This window comes from Poseidonibacter lekithochrous (genome assembly GCF_018861145.1).
Classification (GTDB): Bacteria; Campylobacterota; Campylobacteria; order Campylobacterales; family Arcobacteraceae; genus Poseidonibacter; species Poseidonibacter lekithochrous_A.
Genome location: NZ_JAHKQT010000023.1, coordinates 333,187 through 353,240, shown reverse-complemented (window position 1 = coordinate 353,240; position 20,054 = coordinate 333,187). Strand labels below are relative to the sequence as shown.

23 protein-coding genes and 1 pseudogene are annotated in these 20,054 nt (G+C 28.9%); 18 read left to right on the top strand and 6 right to left on the bottom strand.

The genetic code is table 11. The annotated features are described in order from the left end of the window. The first annotated feature begins 1 nt into the window (after position 1). Together mmuM and KO488_RS09900 are read left to right on the top strand one after the other, a co-directional pair. Positions 2-931 (top strand): homocysteine S-methyltransferase, encoded by a 930-nt coding sequence (gene mmuM / locus KO488_RS09905; RefSeq protein ID WP_216058642.1) that lies wholly within the window; start codon positions 2-4, stop codon positions 929-931. 94 nt (positions 932-1,025) lie between these two features. Next, complete coding sequence (locus tag KO488_RS09900) at positions 1,026-1,742, top strand: NYN domain-containing protein (protein WP_216058641.1); 717 nt, start codon at positions 1,026-1,028, stop codon at positions 1,740-1,742. Positions 1,743-1,753: 11 nt separating this feature from the next. On the opposite strand, the gene KO488_RS09895 is transcribed toward KO488_RS09900, so the two are convergent. Together KO488_RS09895 and KO488_RS09890 are read right to left on the bottom strand one after the other, a co-directional pair. Then, on the bottom strand, positions 1,754-1,999 hold the full coding sequence (locus tag KO488_RS09895; protein ID WP_216058640.1) for a transcriptional antiterminator Rof: 246 nt from the start codon (positions 1,997-1,999) through the stop codon (positions 1,754-1,756). Between the two features lie 18 nt (positions 2,000-2,017). Next, positions 2,018-2,878, bottom strand: a complete 861-nt coding sequence (locus KO488_RS09890) for a prephenate dehydratase (protein WP_216058639.1) — start codon at positions 2,876-2,878, stop codon at positions 2,018-2,020. Between the two features lie 155 nt (positions 2,879-3,033). On the opposite strand from KO488_RS09890, the gene gdhA reads away from it, so the two are divergent. The 3 genes and pseudogenes from gdhA to KO488_RS09875 form a co-directional block, all read left to right on the top strand. Further along, positions 3,034-4,386, top strand: a complete 1,353-nt coding sequence (gdhA, locus tag KO488_RS09885; RefSeq protein WP_216058638.1) for an NADP-specific glutamate dehydrogenase — start codon at positions 3,034-3,036, stop codon at positions 4,384-4,386. Positions 4,387-4,395: 9 nt separating this feature from the next. Beyond that, positions 4,396-4,536, top strand: a complete 141-nt coding sequence (locus KO488_RS09880; protein ID WP_216058637.1) for a hypothetical protein — start codon at positions 4,396-4,398, stop codon at positions 4,534-4,536. A gap of 15 nt (positions 4,537-4,551) precedes the next feature. Then, positions 4,552-4,773: pseudogene (locus KO488_RS09875) on the top strand (thioredoxin family protein); the annotation flags it as partial. On the opposite strand, the gene KO488_RS09870 reads toward KO488_RS09875, so the two are convergent. Next, positions 4,762-5,181, bottom strand: a complete 420-nt coding sequence (locus KO488_RS09870) for an FKBP-type peptidyl-prolyl cis-trans isomerase (protein ID WP_216058636.1) — start codon at positions 5,179-5,181, stop codon at positions 4,762-4,764. The pseudogene KO488_RS09875 and the gene KO488_RS09870 sit on opposite strands and share 12 nt — an antisense overlap. A gap of 75 nt (positions 5,182-5,256) precedes the next feature. On the opposite strand from KO488_RS09870, the gene KO488_RS09865 reads away from it, so the two are divergent. After that, entirely contained in the window at positions 5,257-6,195 is a 939-nt protein-coding gene (locus KO488_RS09865) for a matrixin family metalloprotease (RefSeq protein ID WP_216058635.1), read from the top strand. Positions 6,196-6,213: 18 nt separating this feature from the next. Here the strand turns inward: KO488_RS09865 and KO488_RS09860 are convergent, their stop codons facing one another. Then, positions 6,214-6,708 (bottom strand): type II toxin-antitoxin system antitoxin SocA domain-containing protein, encoded by a 495-nt coding sequence (locus KO488_RS09860; protein WP_216058634.1) that lies wholly within the window; start codon positions 6,706-6,708, stop codon positions 6,214-6,216. A 107-nt stretch (positions 6,709-6,815) separates the two neighbouring features. Between KO488_RS09860 and KO488_RS09855 the strand changes: the two genes are divergently transcribed. Beyond that, a complete protein-coding gene (locus tag KO488_RS09855; protein WP_216058633.1) occupies positions 6,816-7,430 on the top strand; it encodes an ACP phosphodiesterase in 615 nt (204 codons plus the stop codon). A 28-nt stretch (positions 7,431-7,458) separates the two neighbouring features. Here KO488_RS09855 and KO488_RS09850 read toward each other — a convergent pair whose 3' ends face one another. Then, entirely contained in the window at positions 7,459-7,938 is a 480-nt protein-coding gene (locus tag KO488_RS09850) for a YhcH/YjgK/YiaL family protein (RefSeq protein WP_216058632.1), read from the bottom strand. A 2-nt stretch (positions 7,939-7,940) separates the two neighbouring features. Beyond that, entirely contained in the window at positions 7,941-8,975 is a 1,035-nt protein-coding gene (locus KO488_RS09845) for a coproporphyrinogen III oxidase (RefSeq protein WP_216058631.1), read from the bottom strand. 74 nt (positions 8,976-9,049) lie between these two features. On the opposite strand from KO488_RS09845, the gene KO488_RS09840 reads away from it, so the two are divergent. The 11 genes from KO488_RS09840 to KO488_RS09790 all read left to right on the top strand — a co-directional run bounded on the left by KO488_RS09840 (position 9,050) and on the right by KO488_RS09790 (position 19,953). Continuing rightward, positions 9,050-10,045: an adenosine deaminase gene (locus tag KO488_RS09840; RefSeq protein WP_216058630.1), complete on the top strand. Its 996-nt coding sequence runs from the start codon at positions 9,050-9,052 to the stop codon at positions 10,043-10,045. A gap of 9 nt (positions 10,046-10,054) precedes the next feature. Beyond that, on the top strand, positions 10,055-10,504 hold the full coding sequence (locus tag KO488_RS09835; RefSeq protein ID WP_216058629.1) for a protein tyrosine phosphatase family protein: 450 nt from the start codon (positions 10,055-10,057) through the stop codon (positions 10,502-10,504). A gap of 84 nt (positions 10,505-10,588) precedes the next feature. After that, complete coding sequence (metX, locus tag KO488_RS09830) at positions 10,589-11,695, top strand: homoserine O-acetyltransferase MetX (protein ID WP_216058628.1); 1,107 nt, start codon at positions 10,589-10,591, stop codon at positions 11,693-11,695. Next, a complete protein-coding gene (gene xseB, locus KO488_RS09825; protein WP_216058627.1) occupies positions 11,695-11,892 on the top strand; it encodes an exodeoxyribonuclease VII small subunit in 198 nt (65 codons plus the stop codon). The genes metX and xseB overlap by 1 nt, the downstream gene beginning before the upstream one ends. A 97-nt stretch (positions 11,893-11,989) precedes the next feature. Beyond that, entirely contained in the window at positions 11,990-12,652 is a 663-nt protein-coding gene (radC, locus tag KO488_RS09820) for a RadC family protein (protein WP_216058626.1), read from the top strand. Positions 12,653-12,749: 97 nt separating this feature from the next. Continuing rightward, positions 12,750-14,306, top strand: a complete 1,557-nt coding sequence (locus KO488_RS09815; RefSeq protein ID WP_216058625.1) for a type I restriction-modification system subunit M — start codon at positions 12,750-12,752, stop codon at positions 14,304-14,306. Beyond that, a complete protein-coding gene (locus KO488_RS09810) occupies positions 14,306-15,526 on the top strand; it encodes a restriction endonuclease subunit S (RefSeq protein ID WP_216058624.1) in 1,221 nt (406 codons plus the stop codon). The genes KO488_RS09815 and KO488_RS09810 overlap by 1 nt, the downstream gene beginning before the upstream one ends. A gap of 28 nt (positions 15,527-15,554) precedes the next feature. Then, positions 15,555-15,707 carry a hypothetical protein gene (locus KO488_RS09805; RefSeq protein WP_216058623.1) on the top strand — a complete coding sequence of 51 codons (153 nt, stop codon included), beginning with the start codon at positions 15,555-15,557 and terminating at the stop codon, positions 15,705-15,707. After that, positions 15,679-16,293, top strand: coding sequence for a Fic/DOC family protein (locus tag KO488_RS09800; protein ID WP_216058622.1), 615 nt, complete (start codon positions 15,679-15,681; stop codon positions 16,291-16,293). Before KO488_RS09805 ends, KO488_RS09800 begins: the two co-directional genes overlap by 29 nt. Next, complete coding sequence (locus KO488_RS09795; protein WP_216058621.1) at positions 16,290-19,202, top strand: type I restriction endonuclease subunit R; 2,913 nt, start codon at positions 16,290-16,292, stop codon at positions 19,200-19,202. Before KO488_RS09800 ends, KO488_RS09795 begins: the two co-directional genes overlap by 4 nt. 70 nt (positions 19,203-19,272) lie before the next feature. Beyond that, the gene (locus KO488_RS09790) at positions 19,273-19,953 is read left to right on the top strand and encodes a HesA/MoeB/ThiF family protein (protein WP_216058620.1); all 681 of its coding nucleotides are present in this window, start codon (positions 19,273-19,275) and stop codon (positions 19,951-19,953) included. Positions 19,954-20,054: the final 101 nt, after the last annotated feature.

Here is a 20,054-nt window from a genome sequence, read left to right as displayed (position 1 = left end):
AATGAAGAATATATTAAAAAAACAAAAAATTGTCATAATAGATGGAGCTACTGGTACTGAATTAGAACGTAAAGGCTATGATATAAATGATTCTTTATGGTCAGCTAAATTTCTTATGGAAAACCCAACTGCAATTGCAGAGGTTCACAAAGATTATTTAAATGCAGGTTCTGATTGTATTACTACTTTGAGTTATCAAGCTACTTTTGAAGGTTTTAAAAACCGAGGTTTAAGTGATAGTGAATCAAAAAACTTATTACAATCCTCAGTAACTCTTGCACAAAAGGTACGAGATGACTTCTGGAAGAAAAATGCAAGTAACAATAGAATTAAACCTTTAGTTGCAGCTTCAATTGGTCCTTATGGTGCATATTTAGCTGATGGATCAGAGTTTAGAGGTAACTATGGATTAAGTGAAGATGAACTTATTTCTTTTCATGAAAGAAGAATGAGAACTCTTCTTGAGGCTAAACCAGATTTATTAGCATTTGAAACTGTTCCTTGCTTAATTGAAGCACAAGCTTATGTTCAACTTTTAAAACAGTTCCCTTTAGAGCAAGCTTGGATTAGTTTTAGTGCAAAGGATGGTAAACACATTAATAGTGGTGAGAGTATTAAAGAGTGTGCAAAATTTTTAGATAATAAAGAACAAATTGTTGCTATTGGTATTAATTGTACAGCACCTGAATATATCGAATCTTTAATAAAAGAGATTAAAGAAGTTTCTTCAAAACCTATTATTATTTACCCAAATGGTGGAGCAGCATATGATGGAATTACAAAAACGTGGAGTACTCAAGTTAATACTAAAGAGTATGGAAAAATGGCTTTAATGTGGTATCAAAAAGGCGCTAGTATTATTGGTAGATGTTGCCAAACTACACCTGATGATATAAAACAAATTTCGTCGTGGGTTAGAAATGAAAAGTAAAATAAAAATTTATTTATAAAATTATTATTTGAAGTATAAACTAAACCTTATCTAGATAAAATTAAAAATAAAATTTCAAAATATAAGGAAACAAATGCGAGATTATAAAACAATGAAACTAGCTGTGTTAATTGATGCAGATAATGCTCAGGCTTCAGTTGTTGAAGAACTACTTGCAGAAGTAGCAAAGTTTGGAGTTGCGAGTATTAAAAGAGCGTATGGAGATTGGACTACTACAAATTTAAAACAGTGGAAAGAACATTTAAATTCACATGCTATTCAGCCTATACAACAGTTTAGTTATACACAAGGGAAAAATGCAACAGATGCTTCTTTAATCATTGATGCTATGGATATTTTACATGAAAATAGCTTAGATGGTTTTTGTTTGATTTCTTCAGATAGTGACTTTACAAGACTTGCTACACGAATTAGAGAATCTGGTTTGATTGTATATGGTTTTGGTGAAAAGAAGACTCCTGAAGCATTTATCGCAGCTTGTGATAAGTTTGTATTTACAGAAATTTTACGAGAGAAAAAAGATACAGAAATTATAGAAGAGTCTAATACTACAGAATTAAGACCTGTAGTTATCTCAGCTATAAATGCAGTATCAAAAGATGATGGTTGGGCAAGATTATCAAATGTAGGTGCTTATATAAATAAAAAGCATCCTTCTTTTGATCCTAGAAATTATGGTTATGATAAGCTAGGAAAACTAATTAGAGATTTAAATTATATTCTTATAGATGAAAGAAAATTTAACGATGATTCTGATAATGTCCATATTTATATAAAAATAAGAGACTAGTTTTAACTGTCCTATTCTTCTTTATGCCTTTTTCCATTGAAGGTAAGAACAAAATCTAGTCTTATTTTCTCTTGAGAATCTAAGACTAGGTATTCTATTCCATCTATTACTTCCATTGTTTTTACAATACCTTTTGCAGTTTCTTTTGTCTGTTCTTTATTTTCTTCTTTTTTTATGTAAACAACAGTTGAAGGGATTTTTCTTTGCATTGCAACATTTAATTGATCAAAAAACTCACATGATATAGGGTTGTACATTTGTTTCTTTCCTTATTTTTAGTTCTTAAAGTTTTCCATTATATCTCTATATGAGTCTCTTTTATAAATACCTAATTGTTTCATATCTTTTGCAAAAAACTTTAATTCTTCTATAGCAAGTTGCAATCTTCTTTCACTTATATGTCCATCAATATCTATATGGAATTGACTAGCATTCATACTTCCTGGAACTGAATAACTTTCAAGTTTTATAAGATTTACTCCATTTGTTGCAAACCCACCTAAAGCTTTATATAAAGAAGAAGGGATATCTCTTACTTCAAAAACTAATGATGTAATAAACTTTTCATCTTCAATATACTCAGGTATTTCATTGCTTTTTCCAAGAATTAAAAATCTTGTTGTATTTCCATGATGATCACCAAAGTTATCATCTAAAATATTTAAATCATAAAGTTCAGCAGATAAGCTTGATGCAATTGCTGCATGCGCTTTATCTTTCATATGAGCTAGCTCTTTTGCTGCACCTGCTGTGTCAAATTTTGCTATTGCTTGGATATTTCTTTTTGTAATATTTCCAAGGCACTGTGCTAGTGCTTGAGGATGAGATGATACATATTTTATATCTTTTAAAGTTGAGTCTTTAAGACCTAATAAACAATGTTTTATAGGTTCAAAATGCTCATCAATAATAGTTAGTTCCATTTTAGGAATAAGTCTATAAATCTCTTCAACTCTTCCTGCTGTTGAATTCTCAACAGGAATCATAGCAACATCAGCAACATCAGTTTCAACTAAATACATAGCTTCTTGAAATGATTCACAAGCAATGGTTTTTGCATCGGGGAATACGTTTTTGCATGAAAGATGAGAATAAGCACCCTCAACACCTTGATAAGCGATAGTTTTTTTGTTCATTTTAATACCTATTTAAATTTTGTGTATTTTACTATATGATACTTAAAAATAGAGAACCACCTCTATCTAATGTAAACTTAAGTTAATATTTAATATTTTTTGATATTATTTTTGTTCAAAAAATATCATTTTAGATGATAAAATAAAGGATATATATGTCATATGTAGAAGAAGTGTTTAATTATTTAAAGAGATCAAGTCCCTCTCAAACAGAGTTCTATCAAGCAGCAGAAGAAGTATTAGAATCGCTTCGACCTCTAATGGCAAAACATCCTGAATATAAAAAATATAAGATTATAGAAAGAATTGTAGAACCCGAAAGACAAATATTTTTTAGAGTTAACTGGATTGATGATAATGGTGAAATTCAAGTAAATAAATGCTTTAGAATTGAGTTCAATTCAGCTTTAGGACCATATAAAGGTGGTTTAAGATTTCATCCAAGTGTAAATGCAGGTGTTATTAAATTTTTAGGATTTGAACAAATTTTTAAAAATTCACTTACAGGTCTTCAAATTGGTGGAGGAAAAGGTGGAAGTGATTTCGATCCTAAAGGTAAATCTGATAATGAAATCATGAGATTCTGTCAAGCATTTATGACTGAGTTATTTAGACATATTGGGCCAAATACAGATGTTCCAGCTGGAGATATTGGAGTAGGGGCAAGAGAAATTGGATATATGTTTGGTATGTATAAAAAACTAGTAAATAGATATGAAGGTGTATTCACTGGAAAATCTTTAAACTGGGGTGGTTCTTTAGGAAGAACACAAGCAACAGGATATGGTTCTGTTTATTTTGCCAAATGTATGTTAGAAGCAGAAAATGAATCTTTAGAAGGTAAAAGATGTGTAGTTTCGGGAAGTGGAAATGTTGCTACTTATACAATTGAAAAACTTCTACATTTAGGTGCATTACCAATTACATGTAGTGATTCAAAAGGAATGATTATAGATGAAGAAGGTATTGATTTAGCACTTTTAAAAGATATAAAAGAAGTAAGAAGAGAAAGACTTACTGAATATGTAAAAGCTAGACCAAGTGCAAAATATATTCCAATAGAAGATTATGAAGAAGGTACAAATGGAATTTATTCAGTTCCTTGTTATGCTGCATTCCCAAGTGCTACACAAAATGAACTTAATTTAAAAGATGCACAAAATTTATTAGCAAATGGCTGTAAATGTGTTAGTGAAGGTGCAAATATGCCTTCAACACCAGAAGCTGTAAATCTATTTGTAGAAAAACAAATCTCTTACGGACCTGGAAAAGCTGCAAATGCAGGTGGAGTTGCTACTAGTCAATTAGAAATGGCACAAAATGCTTCAATGGTAAACTGGTCATTTGAAGAAGTTGATGCTAAGCTTGAGCAAATTATGAAAAATATTTTTAATACTGCAACTGATGCTGCTACTGAGTTTGGAGAACCGAAAAACTTGGTACTTGGAGCAAATATTGCAGGATTTAAAAAAGTTGCAGATGCAATGATTGAACAAGGTCTTGTTTAAAGGAATCATATGAAAATTAAATTACTAGTATTTGTATCTTTATTCTTTTTCAATAGTATACTTTTTGCCTTTGAAGATTTAACTCAAGAAAACTTTGAAGAAAAAACAATTGGCAAAAAAGTAATACTAGACTTTTATTCACAAACTTGATCAGCTTGTAAGGCTTTAGGTGAAAGCTTAACAATTTATAATAAAAACAAGCAAGATGATATTGTAATTTATAAAGTGGATATTGATAAACAAAAAAGTTTAGCAAAAGAATTTAGTGTTAGAGTGATTCCTACTTTGATTTATTTTAAAGATGATGAAATCATTGAAAGGGAAGTTGGCGTTAAAACACCTGCTTTAATAAAGCAAAGTGCTAAAACTTATTTATTAGATAATTGATTTTATAATAACTTTAAATTCTAACTCACAACCTGCTAAGGGGTGATTGTAATCTACAGTAACATGTTCTTTTGTTACATCAGTTACAGTTGCTCTAATAGGTTCTTTTCTGTCATTTTCAGCTTCTAAAACCATTCCAATTTGTAAGTCAATTCCTTCAAATTCAGAAATATCAACAATCTCAGAAAGTTTTTCATCATATTCGCCATAGGCATCTTTAGGACTTACTTTTATGATTTTAGTTTCACCTTCTTTCATATCTTTTATTCCTAATTCTAAACCATTTATTATCTGTCCTGAACCATAAAGAAATGATATTGGATCTTTATCTATATTTGTATCTATTATTTCGTCATTAAGTTTTAATTCATAGTTTAAAGTTACATTTTGATTTTCTTTTATTGACATATTCATCCTTCTATTTTTTGCTTAGTACTATATCGAAATAAGCTATGATAAATATATATTTAATTAAAATAAAGTATGTTTAAAAGAATAATATTTCCAATCTTGATTTTAACAACTCTATCACATGCCTCTTTTGAGAAAATAAAAATTGGTAAAATAGATAATTACTATAAAAATAAAATCAGCTATCAAGAAGTTCGTAATCTCTTAGATGAAATAGAATATATCTTTGAATCACAACTTAACATGAATATTTTTGATTATTCCAATGATGGGAAAGTTATTGATATTCTTTATGTTCCACCTTCAAAACTTGAAAAAAGAATTGATAGAAAATTAGAAAAGTTAAAATTCAAGAAACAAAAGATTAATGAAATTAAAAGTTCTTTACCTAGAAAGTTAAAAAGTATTAATACCCAAAAAGGTTTTTTAAAACAAGAAAGTCTTATATTAAATGAAAGAATATCAAGATTAAATGATTATATAAAAGATGTAAATAAACAGAAAAACTTTTCAAAAGGTGAATATGAAAGAATTAAAACTTATATAAAGAGTGAACAAAAAAGAATTAAATCTTACACAAGTACACTACAACGAAATCAAAGAAAATTGCAATCCAAAGTAACTTCATATAACCAAAAAGTAAATTTACAAAATTCTTTACTAAGAGATTTTACTAGACTAAACAATGAACTTGAAAGAATGAATAGAAGTTTTAGAAAAGTAAAAGGCAATACAATAGGACAAAAACAGATTACTTCAAAAATTTTCTATAAAGATGGAAAAAGAGTAAAAGAAAAAAGTGTTAAAAATATAATGAATAAAATAGAGATTTATGGTTTTGAAAGTAAAGATGAATTAAAAGTGATACTTGCACATGAAATTGCGCATTTAGTGGGAGTGCCACATATAGATGAAAAAGATGCGTTAATGAATCCGATATTACAACAAAACCAGATAAATCAACTATCTTTAACACAAAGTGATATTTTAAACTTTAAGAATAATTTTTAAAATGTTTAATTACTCTAATTAGATAATAATCTCACCATTTGGAATTTTTCTTAAGTCATCAATTTGGAAACATGAATTTGCAATATTTCTAGGACTTGTACTTTTATGATCACTTACAATTTTATGAATTGTTTTCATTTCATCTTCATCAAAAAGTGATTCATCAAACTCTTCTTCCATTTTAATAAACTTTAATTCAGCAAATTTCTTTCTCTCAACAACTTCAATATCCAAGTAATCTAAAAGCTCTTGAATAAAATAAAGTCTTTCATCCTCTTCGTCTAAATCTTCATTGTTTGCAATTACATCAAAAAGTTCACTTAAAAGTACTGGCTCAGGGTTTCTTGAGTTTTTAATATACTCTTCATTGAATATCTTCTTCTCGCAAAACTTAAGATGATTATATTCCATTAAGAAAAGCATTATTGATACTTTTTTATCATTTAGGTGGTCAACTTTTTTATGTAACATATATAAAATCACATTAGCTATTTTTGTAATATCTACGTTCAAATAAAATCCTTTTAATTAGTAATCGCAGTATATAATATAATGCATAAATATTTGTTTTATTGGCATTTAAGTTTATTAATATAAAGTTACGTTTTAAAAGGAATTTAATGAATTGGTTAGCACATGCTTTTTTATCAGAAGATCATATTGATTTCCAAATTGGAAATATTCTAGCCGATCCTTTAAAAGCTAGAACATGGGATGATGCTAGTATTCATATGGAAAATGGAATGCAAACACATATTAGGATTGATAAGTTTACTGATTCTCATGATATTGTAAGATTAAGTAAAAAAAGACTTAGAGAAAAAGGTTTATTAAAACCGGTAATTATTGACTTGACTTATGATTATTTACTTACAAAAAACTGGGATTTATTTTCTACTATACCAATTGATAAGTTCACAGAAAATTTTTATAAAAAGGCAAGTAATAGCTTAGAATATTTACCAAAAAAAGCTTCATATATTGTAACAAATCTAATAAATAAAGATTTATTAAATAAATATCATACTTTAGATGACTTAAATACTTCATTTAAAAGAATGGATTTACGACTATCTGAACGACTGTTAAAAAGAGAAAGTGCTTCAGAGTATTTTGATGAAGTTCACTTAAATATAGACGAGTTAGAAAATGATTTCTTAGACTTCTTCCCACAATTATGCGAACATACAAAAAAAGATTTAAATCAAGAGAAAATAAATCATTGGAAAATTTAAATCATTAAACCGTTTAAACGATTTGAAACTATCCTAAACTCACAGGTATTTTTATAACAGCTTTATAAATTAACTCTTCTTTCTCTACTTTTACACAAGGTTGATGTGCATCACTTGGATAAAAAATAGCTAAGCAATTTTCACGAATAAGAAGTTTTGATATGCCATTTTCTTTTCCCTTATAATGAGCAAAATCTGTTTTTTCTACATACTCATTTATTATTTCTAATGAGTCTAAATCACATATATCCATATACTCTTCACCTTTTACCATAAACTGAATATCAATATATTTTTTATGTGCTTCAAAAAAACAATCTTTTCTATTCTTTGTATAATAAGCTTGTTTTAAAACATAAATATCTTCGTTTAACATCTCTTTTATACACTCGCCATTTTTAATATCTAAAAAATCACTTGTAATATTTTCTAAATACTCAAAAGCCACTTGAAAAGCTTCTTTTGAAACTTGTTTTTTTATATCTTCTAAATTTCCAAAAATTGCCATGTTTAACCTTTATGATTTGATACTGTTGATGGTACAGTATTTCCACTAGCTTGCATACTTAAAGCTTGGGGATATTTTTTATAATGTTCTCTCACAACTTGCGCTAGCTTTTCTTTTGTAATTTTGTCAACTTTTCCTTCATCACCTATAACTTCTACTAAATTTGAAACCAATTCATCTTGTGGTTTTGTAGCTTTTTCTTGCCATGATTTTAATAAAACTTTATTTACAAAAGTAGGTAGTGAACCCATAATTCCAACATCATTTTGATTATGGATTAAAAGCCCAGAAGTTGTACCTCTATCAAGTGTTAAAACTTGAAATAAATATAAAGTATGATAATCAAGTTGTTTCTTTTTATCTTCTTCTAAAACTGTTTTTCTAGTATTAAATGCATTTGAAATAATATCAATATATGTATCGATTATTCCCTCACCAAAACTATTTGCAAAGTTATAATCTTTTTTAATATCTGATGTTTTATAGTTTTCTAAATAAAAGTGAGAAATACCTCTGTGTCTATTTAAATCAGGAATATTAAAGTATTTATCGCCTTGTTTGATTCCTTCTTCAAAAGTATCTTTTGAAAGAGTTTTTAAAGCTTTTTCAAATACCTCTTTATCTTCATTATTTTCAATACTTGGATTTAAATCCGCCATAATACGCCAATAAGAATCATTTCCTTTAATTTGAGTAAGTGAAATATGAATATGAATAGATGGAACATTAGGATTTTTAGGATGAATTATAGTAGATATTGCACTTGCACTTTGAAGTCTTTTACTCTCATCTTCATCATAATGAACTTGAGATACATTTACACTTGCAGTATTAAAAAGAGTATTATCTCTTGCTTCAAATCTAGAACCACCACCGTGAATTCCTTCATCTCTTAACCATGTAACTTTTTCGTAATTTTTATTCTCTCCAATTGTTTGGCTTAAGTGATTTAGTTTGTCTACAAATCTTTTTTGTAAAGCTCTTACAAGTTTATAAGCCTGAATAGCTTCAGTTGATTTTGCCATAATCATAGTCATTTATATATACCTTAAATTTTTTCTTATTGTATCATAGTATAATCAGAAAAATAAATAAGAAACAATGGGAATAAATGATAGATTTAATAAAAAGATTACCAAAAGCTGAACTGCATTTGCATATTGAAGGTTCCTTAGAACCTGAACTTATGTTTAAGTTAGCAAAAAAGAATAATATACAAATACCTTATAAAACTATAGAAGATGTAAAAGCTGCATATAACTTCACAAATCTACAAAGCTTTTTAGATATTTACTATGCAGGCGCAAATGTACTTATAACAAAGCAAGATTTTTATGATTTGACGCATGAATATATTTTAAAATGTGTAGAAGATAATATAATTCATACAGAAATATTTTTTGACCCACAATCACACACTTTAAGAGGAATTTCTTTTGAAACTGTACTTACAGGAATCAAAGAAGCTTTAGATGATGCAAAAGAAAAGTATGGAATCACATCTTGTATTATCATGTGTTTTTTAAGACACTTATCACAAGAAGATGCCTTTGAAACTTTAGAACAAGCTATAGCTTTTAAAGATGATATTATAGGAGTTGGCTTAGATTCCTCAGAGTTAGGAAATCCACCTTCAAAGTTTGAAGAAGTATTTAAAAAAGCAAAAGAGCAGGGCTTTAAACTTGTAGCTCATGCAGGAGAAGAAGCTGATGTTTCATATATTTATGAAGCTTTAGACCTTTTAGATATACAGCGAATTGACCACGGTGTTCAGTCTATAAAATCAGATGCTTTAATGAAAAGATTAAAAGAAGAGCAAATACCTCTTACAGTTTGTCCTAACTCAAATATCGAGTTAAAAGTATTTGAAAACTATAAAGAACACAATATAAAAAAGCTTTTAGATTATGGATTAAATATAACAGTAAATTCAGATGACCCATCATATTTTAAAGGGTATTTAAATCAAAACTTTATCAATTTATATGAAAACTTAGAACTTACAAAAGAAGATATTATTACTCTAGTAAAAAACTCTTTTAACTCAAGTTTTATAGATGAAAAGCTAAAAAAAGAATATATTTTAAAAGTAGAAAAAGCAATTTAAAGGTATAAAATGGAAGAAATATTAAACTATATAAAAATAAATGAATTAATATCAACATCAGGACAACCAAGCCCTGAACAATTTGAAGTTATTGCAGAAAATGACTTTGAAGTAGTTATAAATCTTGCACTTCACAATGCTTCAAATGCAATAGAAAATGAAGATAAAATAGTAACAGATTTAAAAATGGCATATTTTCATATTCCAGTAGATTTTGAAAACCCAAAACCCTCAGATGTAAAACTTTTTTTAAATACATTGCAAGCTCTTGGAGCAAATAAAGTATGGGTTCACTGTGCTTTAAACTATAGAGTTACAGCCTTTATGTATGTTTATCATAAATATATACTAAATACTCCATTTAATGATATTGATATCTCAATGTTTGAGCAATGGTCTCCTGATACTAAATGGCAAGAGATTATGAAAATAGACTTTGAAGAAATAAAAAAAGCTTAATATATCAGAGGTAAATTATCAGTAAAAGCAAGTCTTATCTTAACTTTTGATAATATAAACTTATAAATTAATAATGGAAAAAATTTGAGAATAGAAACAAAAACCCAGAAGATTGATGAACGCCTACAATTAGAAAGTGGAAGGATACTAGAATCATACGAACTAGTATACGAAACGTATGGCGAATTAAATGAAGATAAATCAAATGTAATTGTTATTTGTCATGCACTTGCAGGATCACATCATGCTGCTGGTCGTTATGGCTCTGAAGCAAAAGCTGGTTGGTGGGATAAGTTTATTGGAGATGGAAAAGTAGTAGATACGTCAAAATATTTTGTAATCTGTTCAAATAACCTAGGCAGTAGTTTTGGTTCAACAAATCCTTTAAGCATAGACCCTTCAACGAAGAAAGAATATAGGCTTAAATTTCCAATTTTAACTATTTCAGATATTGTTAAAGCACAAATGGCTTTATATGAAAAACTAGGTATTAAAAAAGCTGTTGCTGTTATAGGTGGTTCAATGGGTGGAATGCAAGCACTTTGTTATGCTATTGAATTTCCTGAGTTTACAGATACTATTATCGCACTTGCCACAACTGCATATACAAGACCATGGGCAATAGCAACAAATAAAATAGCAATAGAAGCAATAAGACATGACCCTGTTTTTAAAAATGGACTTTATGATAAAGAAGATTTAGAAGCTAATGGTTTACCTGGTCTTGCAATTGGACGAATGGCTGGATTAATTGCATATTTAAGTCCAAGTTTATTTAATGAAAAGTTTGGAAGAGAGTATTCAAGTAAAGACGGTTTATATGAACTATTTGGTAGATTTGAAGTTGAAAGATACTTAGAATACAACGCATATAGTTTTCCAAAAGTATTTGATCCTTTATCATATTTGTATATTTGTAAAACGATGAATATTTTTGATGCAGGAAGAAATAAAGATAAATTAGAAGATGCATTTGAAAAAGTAAAATCTAATTTACACCTAATCGCTTTTGAAGATGATATGCTATTTTTTCCTGAAGAAATGGAAGAAATAAGAGATATTATGATAAAACTAGGAAAAGAAGACCAAGTAACTTATAAACTTATAAACAGCAAATCAGGACATGATTCTTTTTTAGTTGAAGTTGATAAGTTTGAAGAACATACAAGAAATATATTAGAAGGTAAATAATGAGTAAAGAAACAGAAAAATTAGTTTTTGAAGATAAAATAGTAGAAGCAAAACAACTTTTAGAAAAGTTATCAAACCCACAAATCACATTAAGTGATTCTATTGAAGTATATAAAAGAGGTATTAAGCAACTAGAAGATGCACAAAAACTGCTAGATGAAGCAAAGCTTATCTTTACAACACAAGAGAAAAATTAAAAAAACTAAATAATAAAATATTACAAAATGTTATATATTTTATAACATTCTAAAAAATCCGATAAACTTTTCATATATGAAAAGTTAAGGATTTAAAATGAAAACTATTCAAGACTTAGAAGAGATAAATAAACCAAGAGAAAAATTATATAAAAAAGGTGCTCAAGCACTAAAAGATTATGAACTTTTGAGTGTACTTTTGGGATCAGGTGTAAAAGGTAAAGATGTTATTTCTTTATCAAAAGAGATAATAAAACTTCTAGAAAAAAACTTCACTACTATCACTTTAGAAATGCTTACAAGTATACATGGCTTAGGAAAAGCAAAAGCCGCACAAATATTGTCAAGCATAGAACTATCAAAAAGATACTTGAGTGATAAACAAAAAATAAGAATATCAAGCTCTCGTGATGTATATGAAGAATTAATCCCCTATAAAGACAAACAACAAGAATACTTTTTGGCTATTTACCTAGATGGAGCAAATCATCTAGTAAACACAGAAGTCATAAGTATAGGCACTTTAAACCAAACACTAGTACATCCACGAGAAGTATTTTCTTATGCGATTGAAAAAAGGTGTGCAAGTCTTATCCTAGCTCATAACCACCCAAGTGGAGTTTTAAGTGCTAGTTTATCTGATATAAATATAACAAAAAGATTACAAGAATCTGCAAAGATTTTAGGGATTGATATACTTGACCATGTGATTTTTACAAGTGAGGGCTTTTATTCTTTTAAAGAAGAGGGGATTTTATAAGTTAAAAGTATTTTAAAAATCATATTTTCTTTTAGCCGTATGAGTAGAAACTTTGAGTAAAATAATATCCTTAATAATCAAGGAAATACAAACAATTATGGGTGAAGAAAACAAAAAGAAATTAGAACAACAATTATGGAATATAGCAAATACCTTAAGAGGTAAGATGGATGCGGATGAGTTTAGGGATTATATCCTTGGTTTTATCTTTTACAAATATCTATCTGAAAAGATGGAAACATATGCAAATGAACTTTTAGAAGAAGATAAACTAATCTATACAAATCTTGATGAAAAAAAAGATGCTGAGTATCTTGACGCTATCAAAGAGGATGCTTTGGAACAGCTTGGATATTTTCTCAAACCTGCTGAGCTTTTTTCTGCACTTGCTTTAAGAGGAAATGGCGATACAAACAACTTCATACTTGAAGATTTGACTACAATTTTACGAAATATTGAGTCTTCTACTATGGGGCATGAGAGTGAAGATGATTTTGAAGATTTGTTTTCTGATATTGATTTGACTTCTAAAAAACTAGGACGAAGTGAAGAGCAAAAAAACACTCTAATTGCAAAAGTTTTAGCCCACCTTGATAATATAAACTTTGAACTAAAAAACCACGATAGAGATGTTTTAGGTGATGCTTATGAGTATCTTATCTCACAGTTTGCAGCAGGTGCTGGTAAAAAAGCAGGGGAGTTTTATACTCCTCAAAGTGTCTCAAAAATACTTGCTAAAATAGTAACTACTGGAAAAACAAAACTAAAATCAGTGTACGACCCAACTTGTGGTTCAGGTTCACTTCTGCTTAGAGTTTCAAAAGAGGTTAATGATGTATCAAACTTCTATGGACAAGAGTTAAACAGAACCACTTTCAACCTTGCTAGAATGAATATGATAATGCATGATATTCACTATAGAAAGTTTGACCTAAAACAAGAAGATACCCTAGAACACCCACAACACCAAGAGCTAAAATTTGAAGCCATAGTTGCCAATCCTCCATTTTCTGCCCAATGGTCAGCAAACCCACTTCACCTAAGCGATGATAGATTTTCCCAATACGGAAAACTCGCACCCAAAACAAAAGCAGATTTTGCTTTTGTGCAACATATGATTCACCACCTTGATGATGCTGGAACGATGAGCGTCGTTCTTCCCCACGGTGTACTTTTTCGTGGAAGCGCAGAGGGACATATAAGACAATATTTGATTGAAGACAGAAACTATCTTGATGCAGTCATTGGATTGCCTGCAAATATCTTTTATGGAACTTCTATACCTACTTGTATCATGGTCTTTAAAAAGTGTCGTGAAGATAGTGATGATGTTTTATTTATAGATGCTTCAAAACATTTTGAAAAGGTAAAAAATCAAAATGTTTTAAGAGATGAAGATATTGAAAAAATTATAGATACATACAAAACTAGAATACAAGAAGATAAATACTCTTATAAAGCCAGCTTAGAAGAGATAAAAGAGAACGACTACAACCTAAATATCCCAAGATATGTGAATACTTTTGAAGAGGAAGAGCTGATTGACTTGGACGAAGTTTCAAGTGAGCTAAAAGCACTTGAAAAAGAAACAGTTGAAAATGATAAAGTTATCGCTTCTTTTTGTAGTGAACTTAATATTAAAGCACCGTTTTAATGAGTGATAAATTGAAAATGCCTACACTTAGGTTTAAAGAGTTTTCTGGAGATTGGGAAGAAAAAGAATTAAAAGAAACTTCTAAAATTAATCCAAAAACAAAAGAACTACCGAACAAATTCATTTATATAGATTTAGAGAGTGTTGAAAAGGGATTACTTGTAAAATCAAATGAAATTATGAAAGATGAAGCACCAAGTAGAGCTCAAAGGGTATTATCTGTAAATGATATTTTATTTCAAACAGTTAGACCTTATCAAAAGAATAACTACTTTTTTAAATTAGATGGGGACTATGTTGCATCAACAGGTTATGCCCAAATAAGTGCAAATGAATCATCAGAATTTTTATATCAAAAACTTCATACTGATGATTTTGTAAATAAAGTTTTATTAAGATGTACAGGTACAAGTTATCCCGCAATAAACTCAACGGATTTATCAAAAATAAAAATTTATATTCCACAAAAACAAGAGCAAGAAAAAATTGCCTCTTTTCTAAGTTCTATTGATAAAAAGATTGAACAATTATCAAAAAAAGATGAGTTGTTGCACTCTTATAAAAAAGGTGCCATGCAAAAGATATTTTCTCAAGAGATTAGATTTTCCCCCAAGGGGACTTCTTCACAAGCTCAGGGCGAAAAAGATGGAAGTGATTATCCTGATTGGGAAGAAAAAAGTTTAAGTGATGTATCTGAAATAGTAGGGGGAGGAACACCTGATACAACTAAAGATGAATATTGGAACGGAGATATTCAATGGTTCACACCAACAGAAATAAAATCAGACAATGTTTCTACAAGTAAAAGAACAATTTCTTTATTAGGATTAAAAAAATCGTCTGCCAAAATTTTACCAAAAGGAACGATTTTATTAACAACAAGAGCAACTATTGGTGAAGTATCAATAGCATTAAAAGAATGTACTACTAATCAAGGTTTTCAATCTTTAGTAGTAAATGATAGCAATAATAGTATATTTATTTTTAATTGGATTAAAAGAAATAAATATAAATTTATATCAAGAGCAAATGGTTCAACTTTCCCTGAAATCAGTAAAAAAGAAATTGAAAAAATAAAAATAAAACTACCTTGCCTAAAAGAACAAACAAAAATAGCAAACTTTTTATTTTCTATCGATACAAAAATATCACAAAACAGAAAAGCCCTAGAAGAGACAAAAAAGTTCAAAAAAGCACTTTTACAGCAGATGTTTGTATAGATATGGTAAAATAATATAAAGGAAGATTATGAGTAAAAATCCTATAAATAAACAATCTATTAAAGATACAATAAAAGTATCACAAGCTATTGAAGGTTATAATTCATCTACAAGTGAATCTATAAAAAAAGCTAAAGAATTAATGGAAAAATATGAAATCAAAGTATCACCTAAAAGATAGTAGCTTTTACTATGCAAATACGGATATTCCTAAAAACAAGTTTGATATAAAAGATAGTCAAATAATACATGATATAGAGCAAGAACTACTTATAAAGTCTTATGAAATATTTTTTGATGAACTAGAAGAAGATACTCTTTTTGATGAAGAATATTTTAAGTCTTTGCACAAAAGAACTTTTGAATCACTTTATGAATGGGCTGGATTATATAGAGATTTTAATATGTCAAAAGGTGAAAGCCGATTTTGCCAAGGCGCTTTTATAGAATCATCTTCTAAAAAAATATTTGAAGAGTTAAAACAAGACAATTATCTAAAAGATTTTGAAAACAGACCAAAAGAAGAGTTTGCTAAAAAATTGGCTTATTACAAATGTGAAATAAATGCCTTACACCCCTTTTGTGAATTAAATGGAAGAATCACAAGAATGTTTTTTGATATGATTGTTTCATTTAATGGATATAAATTTATAGATTATTCAAGCGTAACTCCAAAAGAGTATATCAATTGTGCTATTGAGTGCGTACAATATGCAGATGAAAGTGGTTTTGAAAAAATAATTCTAAATGGACTAAATAAAATATGAGTACCCAAAGCGAAGCAATACTAGAAGAAAATCTTATTAAACAACTTGTCTCTTCAAAATACGAAAGAGTAAGTATAAAAGATGATAAAGATTTAGAAACAAATCTCAAATCTCAACTTGAAAAGCATAATAAAACAACCATAAGTGACAGCGAATTTAAAAAGATACTAAACCATCTAAATGGTGGAAATGTATTTGAAAAAGCTAAAAAACTAAGAGATAAATATGTGCTTCAAAAAGATGATGGTACCACTTCTTATATTGAGTTTTTAGACTCTGAGCATTGGTGTCAAAATCTTTTTCAAGTGACAAATCAAATCAGTGTCGATGGAACTTATAAAAACAGATACGATGTAACTCTTTTAATCAATGGATTTCCCCTAGTACAAATCGAGCTAAAAAGAAGAGGATTGGAACTCAAAGAAGCTTTTAATCAAATCAATCGTTACCAAAAACACTCTTATGGCTCAAACAGTGCTTTATTTCACTACATTCAAATCTTTGTCATAAGCAATGGAGTAAATACAAAGTATTATGCCAACAACAAAAAACAAAGCTTTAAACAAACCTTTTTTTGGGCAGATAAAGAGAATAAAAATATCACAAATCTAGAAGCGTTTACAGACTCATTTTTAGAGCGATGTCATATCTCAAAGATGATATGTAAATATATCGTTTTAGCTGAAGTTGATAAGATACTTATGGTTCTTAGACCTTATCAGTTTTACGCCGTTGAAGCTATTATCGAGCAAGTAAATACCTCAAAAAGAAATGGTTACATTTGGCATACAACAGGAAGTGGGAAAACGCTAACCTCTTTTAAAACTGCACAAATACTTATGAAACTAGCAAAAGTAGATAAAGTGGTTTTCGTAGTAGATAGAAAAGATTTAGACTTTCAAACTACAAAAGAGTTTAACTCTTTTAGTGATGGAAGTGTAGATGGTACTGATAATACAAAAGCTTTAGTAAAACAGTTTGGTGATGATACCAAACTAATAGTAACAACTATACAAAAACTAAATACGGCTATAAATAAAAAACAGTACCTAGAAAAGATGGAAAAACAAAAAGATAAACATATTGTATTTATCTTTGATGAGTGCCATAGAAGTCAGTTTGGACAAACACACTTAAGTATAAATAGATTTTTTTCAAACAATCAAATGATAGGCTTTACAGGAACGCCAATCTTTAAACAAAATGCTATGGGAAATAAACTGGGCAAAAGAACCACAGCAGACCTTTTTGAGGATAGACTTCACCGATATGTAATTACAGATGCAATCAATGATGAAAATGTCTTGAAGTTTTCAGTTGAGTATATAGGAAGATACAAAGAGAAAGAGGGAAGTGCTACAAATATTGATATTGAAGTTGAAGATATAGATAAAGAAGAACTACTTCAGAGTGAAGATAGAATCAACAAAATAGCAGATTATATTATTGCAAATCATGGAAGAAAAACTCACAGTAAAGATTTTACAGCAATGATGTGCGTAAGTAGTGTAGATATGCTTACAAAGTATTATGAGACTTTTAGAAGTAAAGAACACAATTTAAAAATAGCAACAATATTCTCTTATAGTGCAAACGAAGAGGACAAAGATGCCAATGGTCTGTATGAATCAGATGGGGCACATATAGATGAAGAACATATCAATAAACACAGCCGTGAAAAGCTTGATGAGTATATATCAGACTATAATAAAATGTTTGGTACAAAATACAGTACAAAAGATAGTAAAAGTTTTTATAACTACTATAATGAACTATCAAAAAGAGTAAAAAAAGGTGAAATAGATTTACTTCTTGTAGTAAATATGTTTTTAACTGGATTTGATAGTAAAAAACTAAATACCTTGTATGTGGATAAAAGTCTAAAATACCACGGACTTATCCAAGCCTTTTCAAGAACAAATAGAATACTTGATGAGAGAAAATCACAAGGAAATATACTTTGCTTTAGAAATATCAAAAAAGCAACAGATGATGCAATAGCACTTTTTTCAAAACCAGAAGCAAAAGATGTGATACTTATGCAACCTTATGAAGAGTATGTTCTAAAGTTCAATGAAGCCTTTATAAATCTTATAAAAATAACACCAAGTGTAAGTAGTGTGGATAGTTTGATAAGTGAAGATGATAAGCTAGATTTTATAAAAGCTTTTAGAGAGCTGATGAGAATAAAAAATATACTAGAGGGCTTTAGTGATTTCAAATGGTCAGATTTGTCAATGAGTGAACAGATGTTTGAAGACTATAAGTCAAAATACCTTGATATGTATGAGAAGATAAAAAGTGAAAAAAATCAAGGAGCTGAAAAGGTATCTATTTTAGAAGATGTAGATTTTGAATTAGAACTTATACATAAAGATGAGATAAATGTAGCGTATATTTTAAAACTACTAGCTAAATATAAAGAGTCATCCGATGAAGAGCAAAAACAACAAAGGGAAAATATCTCAAATATTTTGACAAACAATCCACAGCTTAGAAGTAAAAAAGAGCTTATTGAGAAATTTATCAATGAAAATCTTTATGCAATAAATGAAGATGATATAGAAGATGAGTTTGATAAGTTTTGGGAAGAGGAAAAAGACAAAGCGTATAAAGAGTTATGTAGTGAAGAAAACCTAGATTGTAAAGAGGTACGAAAAGTAGTAGATAAATATATCTATGAACAAAGAGTTCCGTTAAAAGATGAAGTTGTGAAAACTTTAAAAGTAAAACCAAAACTTTTAGAGAGGAAGAAAGTAGTGCCAAGGGTTTTAGATAAAATTGTAGTATTTGTAGAGAAGTTTTATGATGATTTAGGAACTCAAAGTAGTTTTGCAAGCAATAGCAGTGATTATGTAAATGTACCAGAAGAACTTTTAGTAGCCCAACCAAAACCTGAGTATACTTAAATATAAATCTGCTATTATTACAAATATATATAATAAAAATAAACTATACTTATTTACTAGGGAATAAATTATGAGTGAATCACATGAATTTTTTAACAGACAAATAAAGCTTTGGGGTGAAGAGACACAAGACTCATTAGCAAATAAAAAAGTTGCTATTATTGGTAGTGGAGGACTTGGTTGTTCCTTAGCTATCGCTCTTGGAGCCTCTGGAATAGGGGAGTTTGCTTTAGTTGATTTTGATGAAGTGGGTGTTCATAATATTCACAGACAAATTGGTTTTAAAGTAGGTGATGATGGAAAGTTTAAAAGTGATGTTTTAAAAGAACTTGTTGAATCAAGATGTCCCTATACTAAAGTTACTTCTTATGTGGAAAGTTTTGAAGAGTTTGCAAAGCGTGGTTTAGAGTTTGATTTAGTTATTGATGGAACAGACAATCTTCCAACAAGAGCAGCTATAAATGAATATTGCATGAAAAACAATCAAGCTTGGATTTATGGTTCTGTAGAAGAGTTTCATGGTCAAGTTTGTTTCTTTGAAAAAGCATCTTATGAAGCAGTTTTTCAAGTAAATGATCGAAAACCAAATGGAATAGCTTGTCCAATAGTTATGCATATAGCTTCACTTCAAGCTAACTTAGCAATTAGACATCTTACAGGACTTCCTGTAAAAAAAGATATTTTATACTATCTATCTTTTGATAGTGAAGGTGTTTTAGATACTAAAAGATTTAATCTTCCTACATCATAAGTATAAAGGAGTACTATTTTATAGTACTTCTTTTTCTTTAATAATATTGCATAATTTAATTTCATCTTTCTTTCATATAACCGAATTTTAAGCACTTTATA

Excerpts from the sequence above, each read along its gene's own strand:
- mmuM (WP_216058642.1), top strand. The coding sequence starts at position 2 with ATGAAGAATATATTAAAAAAACAAAAAATTGTCATAATAGATGGAGCT.
- KO488_RS09900 (WP_216058641.1), top strand. The coding sequence starts at position 1,026 with ATGCGAGATTATAAAACAATGAAACTAGCTGTGTTAATTGATGCAGAT.
- KO488_RS09895 (WP_216058640.1), bottom strand. The coding sequence starts at position 1,999 with ATGTACAACCCTATATCATGTGAGTTTTTTGATCAATTAAATGTTGCA.
- KO488_RS09890 (WP_216058639.1), bottom strand. The coding sequence starts at position 2,878 with ATGAACAAAAAAACTATCGCTTATCAAGGTGTTGAGGGTGCTTATTCT.
- gdhA (WP_216058638.1), top strand. The coding sequence starts at position 3,034 with ATGTCATATGTAGAAGAAGTGTTTAATTATTTAAAGAGATCAAGTCCC.
- KO488_RS09880 (WP_216058637.1), top strand. The coding sequence starts at position 4,396 with ATGAAAATTAAATTACTAGTATTTGTATCTTTATTCTTTTTCAATAGT.
- KO488_RS09870 (WP_216058636.1), bottom strand. The coding sequence starts at position 5,181 with ATGTCAATAAAAGAAAATCAAAATGTAACTTTAAACTATGAATTAAAA.
- KO488_RS09865 (WP_216058635.1), top strand. The coding sequence starts at position 5,257 with ATGTTTAAAAGAATAATATTTCCAATCTTGATTTTAACAACTCTATCA.
- KO488_RS09855 (WP_216058633.1), top strand. The coding sequence starts at position 6,816 with ATGAATTGGTTAGCACATGCTTTTTTATCAGAAGATCATATTGATTTC.
- KO488_RS09850 (WP_216058632.1), bottom strand. The coding sequence starts at position 7,938 with ATGGCAATTTTTGGAAATTTAGAAGATATAAAAAAACAAGTTTCAAAA.
- KO488_RS09845 (WP_216058631.1), bottom strand. The coding sequence starts at position 8,975 with ATGACTATGATTATGGCAAAATCAACTGAAGCTATTCAGGCTTATAAA.
- KO488_RS09840 (WP_216058630.1), top strand. The coding sequence starts at position 9,050 with ATGATAGATTTAATAAAAAGATTACCAAAAGCTGAACTGCATTTGCAT.
- KO488_RS09835 (WP_216058629.1), top strand. The coding sequence starts at position 10,055 with ATGGAAGAAATATTAAACTATATAAAAATAAATGAATTAATATCAACA.
- xseB (WP_216058627.1), top strand. The coding sequence starts at position 11,695 with ATGAGTAAAGAAACAGAAAAATTAGTTTTTGAAGATAAAATAGTAGAA.
- radC (WP_216058626.1), top strand. The coding sequence starts at position 11,990 with ATGAAAACTATTCAAGACTTAGAAGAGATAAATAAACCAAGAGAAAAA.
- KO488_RS09815 (WP_216058625.1), top strand. The coding sequence starts at position 12,750 with ATGGGTGAAGAAAACAAAAAGAAATTAGAACAACAATTATGGAATATA.
- KO488_RS09810 (WP_216058624.1), top strand. The coding sequence starts at position 14,306 with ATGAGTGATAAATTGAAAATGCCTACACTTAGGTTTAAAGAGTTTTCT.
- KO488_RS09805 (WP_216058623.1), top strand. The coding sequence starts at position 15,555 with ATGAGTAAAAATCCTATAAATAAACAATCTATTAAAGATACAATAAAA.
- KO488_RS09800 (WP_216058622.1), top strand. The coding sequence starts at position 15,679 with ATGAAATCAAAGTATCACCTAAAAGATAGTAGCTTTTACTATGCAAAT.
- KO488_RS09795 (WP_216058621.1), top strand. The coding sequence starts at position 16,290 with ATGAGTACCCAAAGCGAAGCAATACTAGAAGAAAATCTTATTAAACAA.
- KO488_RS09790 (WP_216058620.1), top strand. The coding sequence starts at position 19,273 with ATGAGTGAATCACATGAATTTTTTAACAGACAAATAAAGCTTTGGGGT.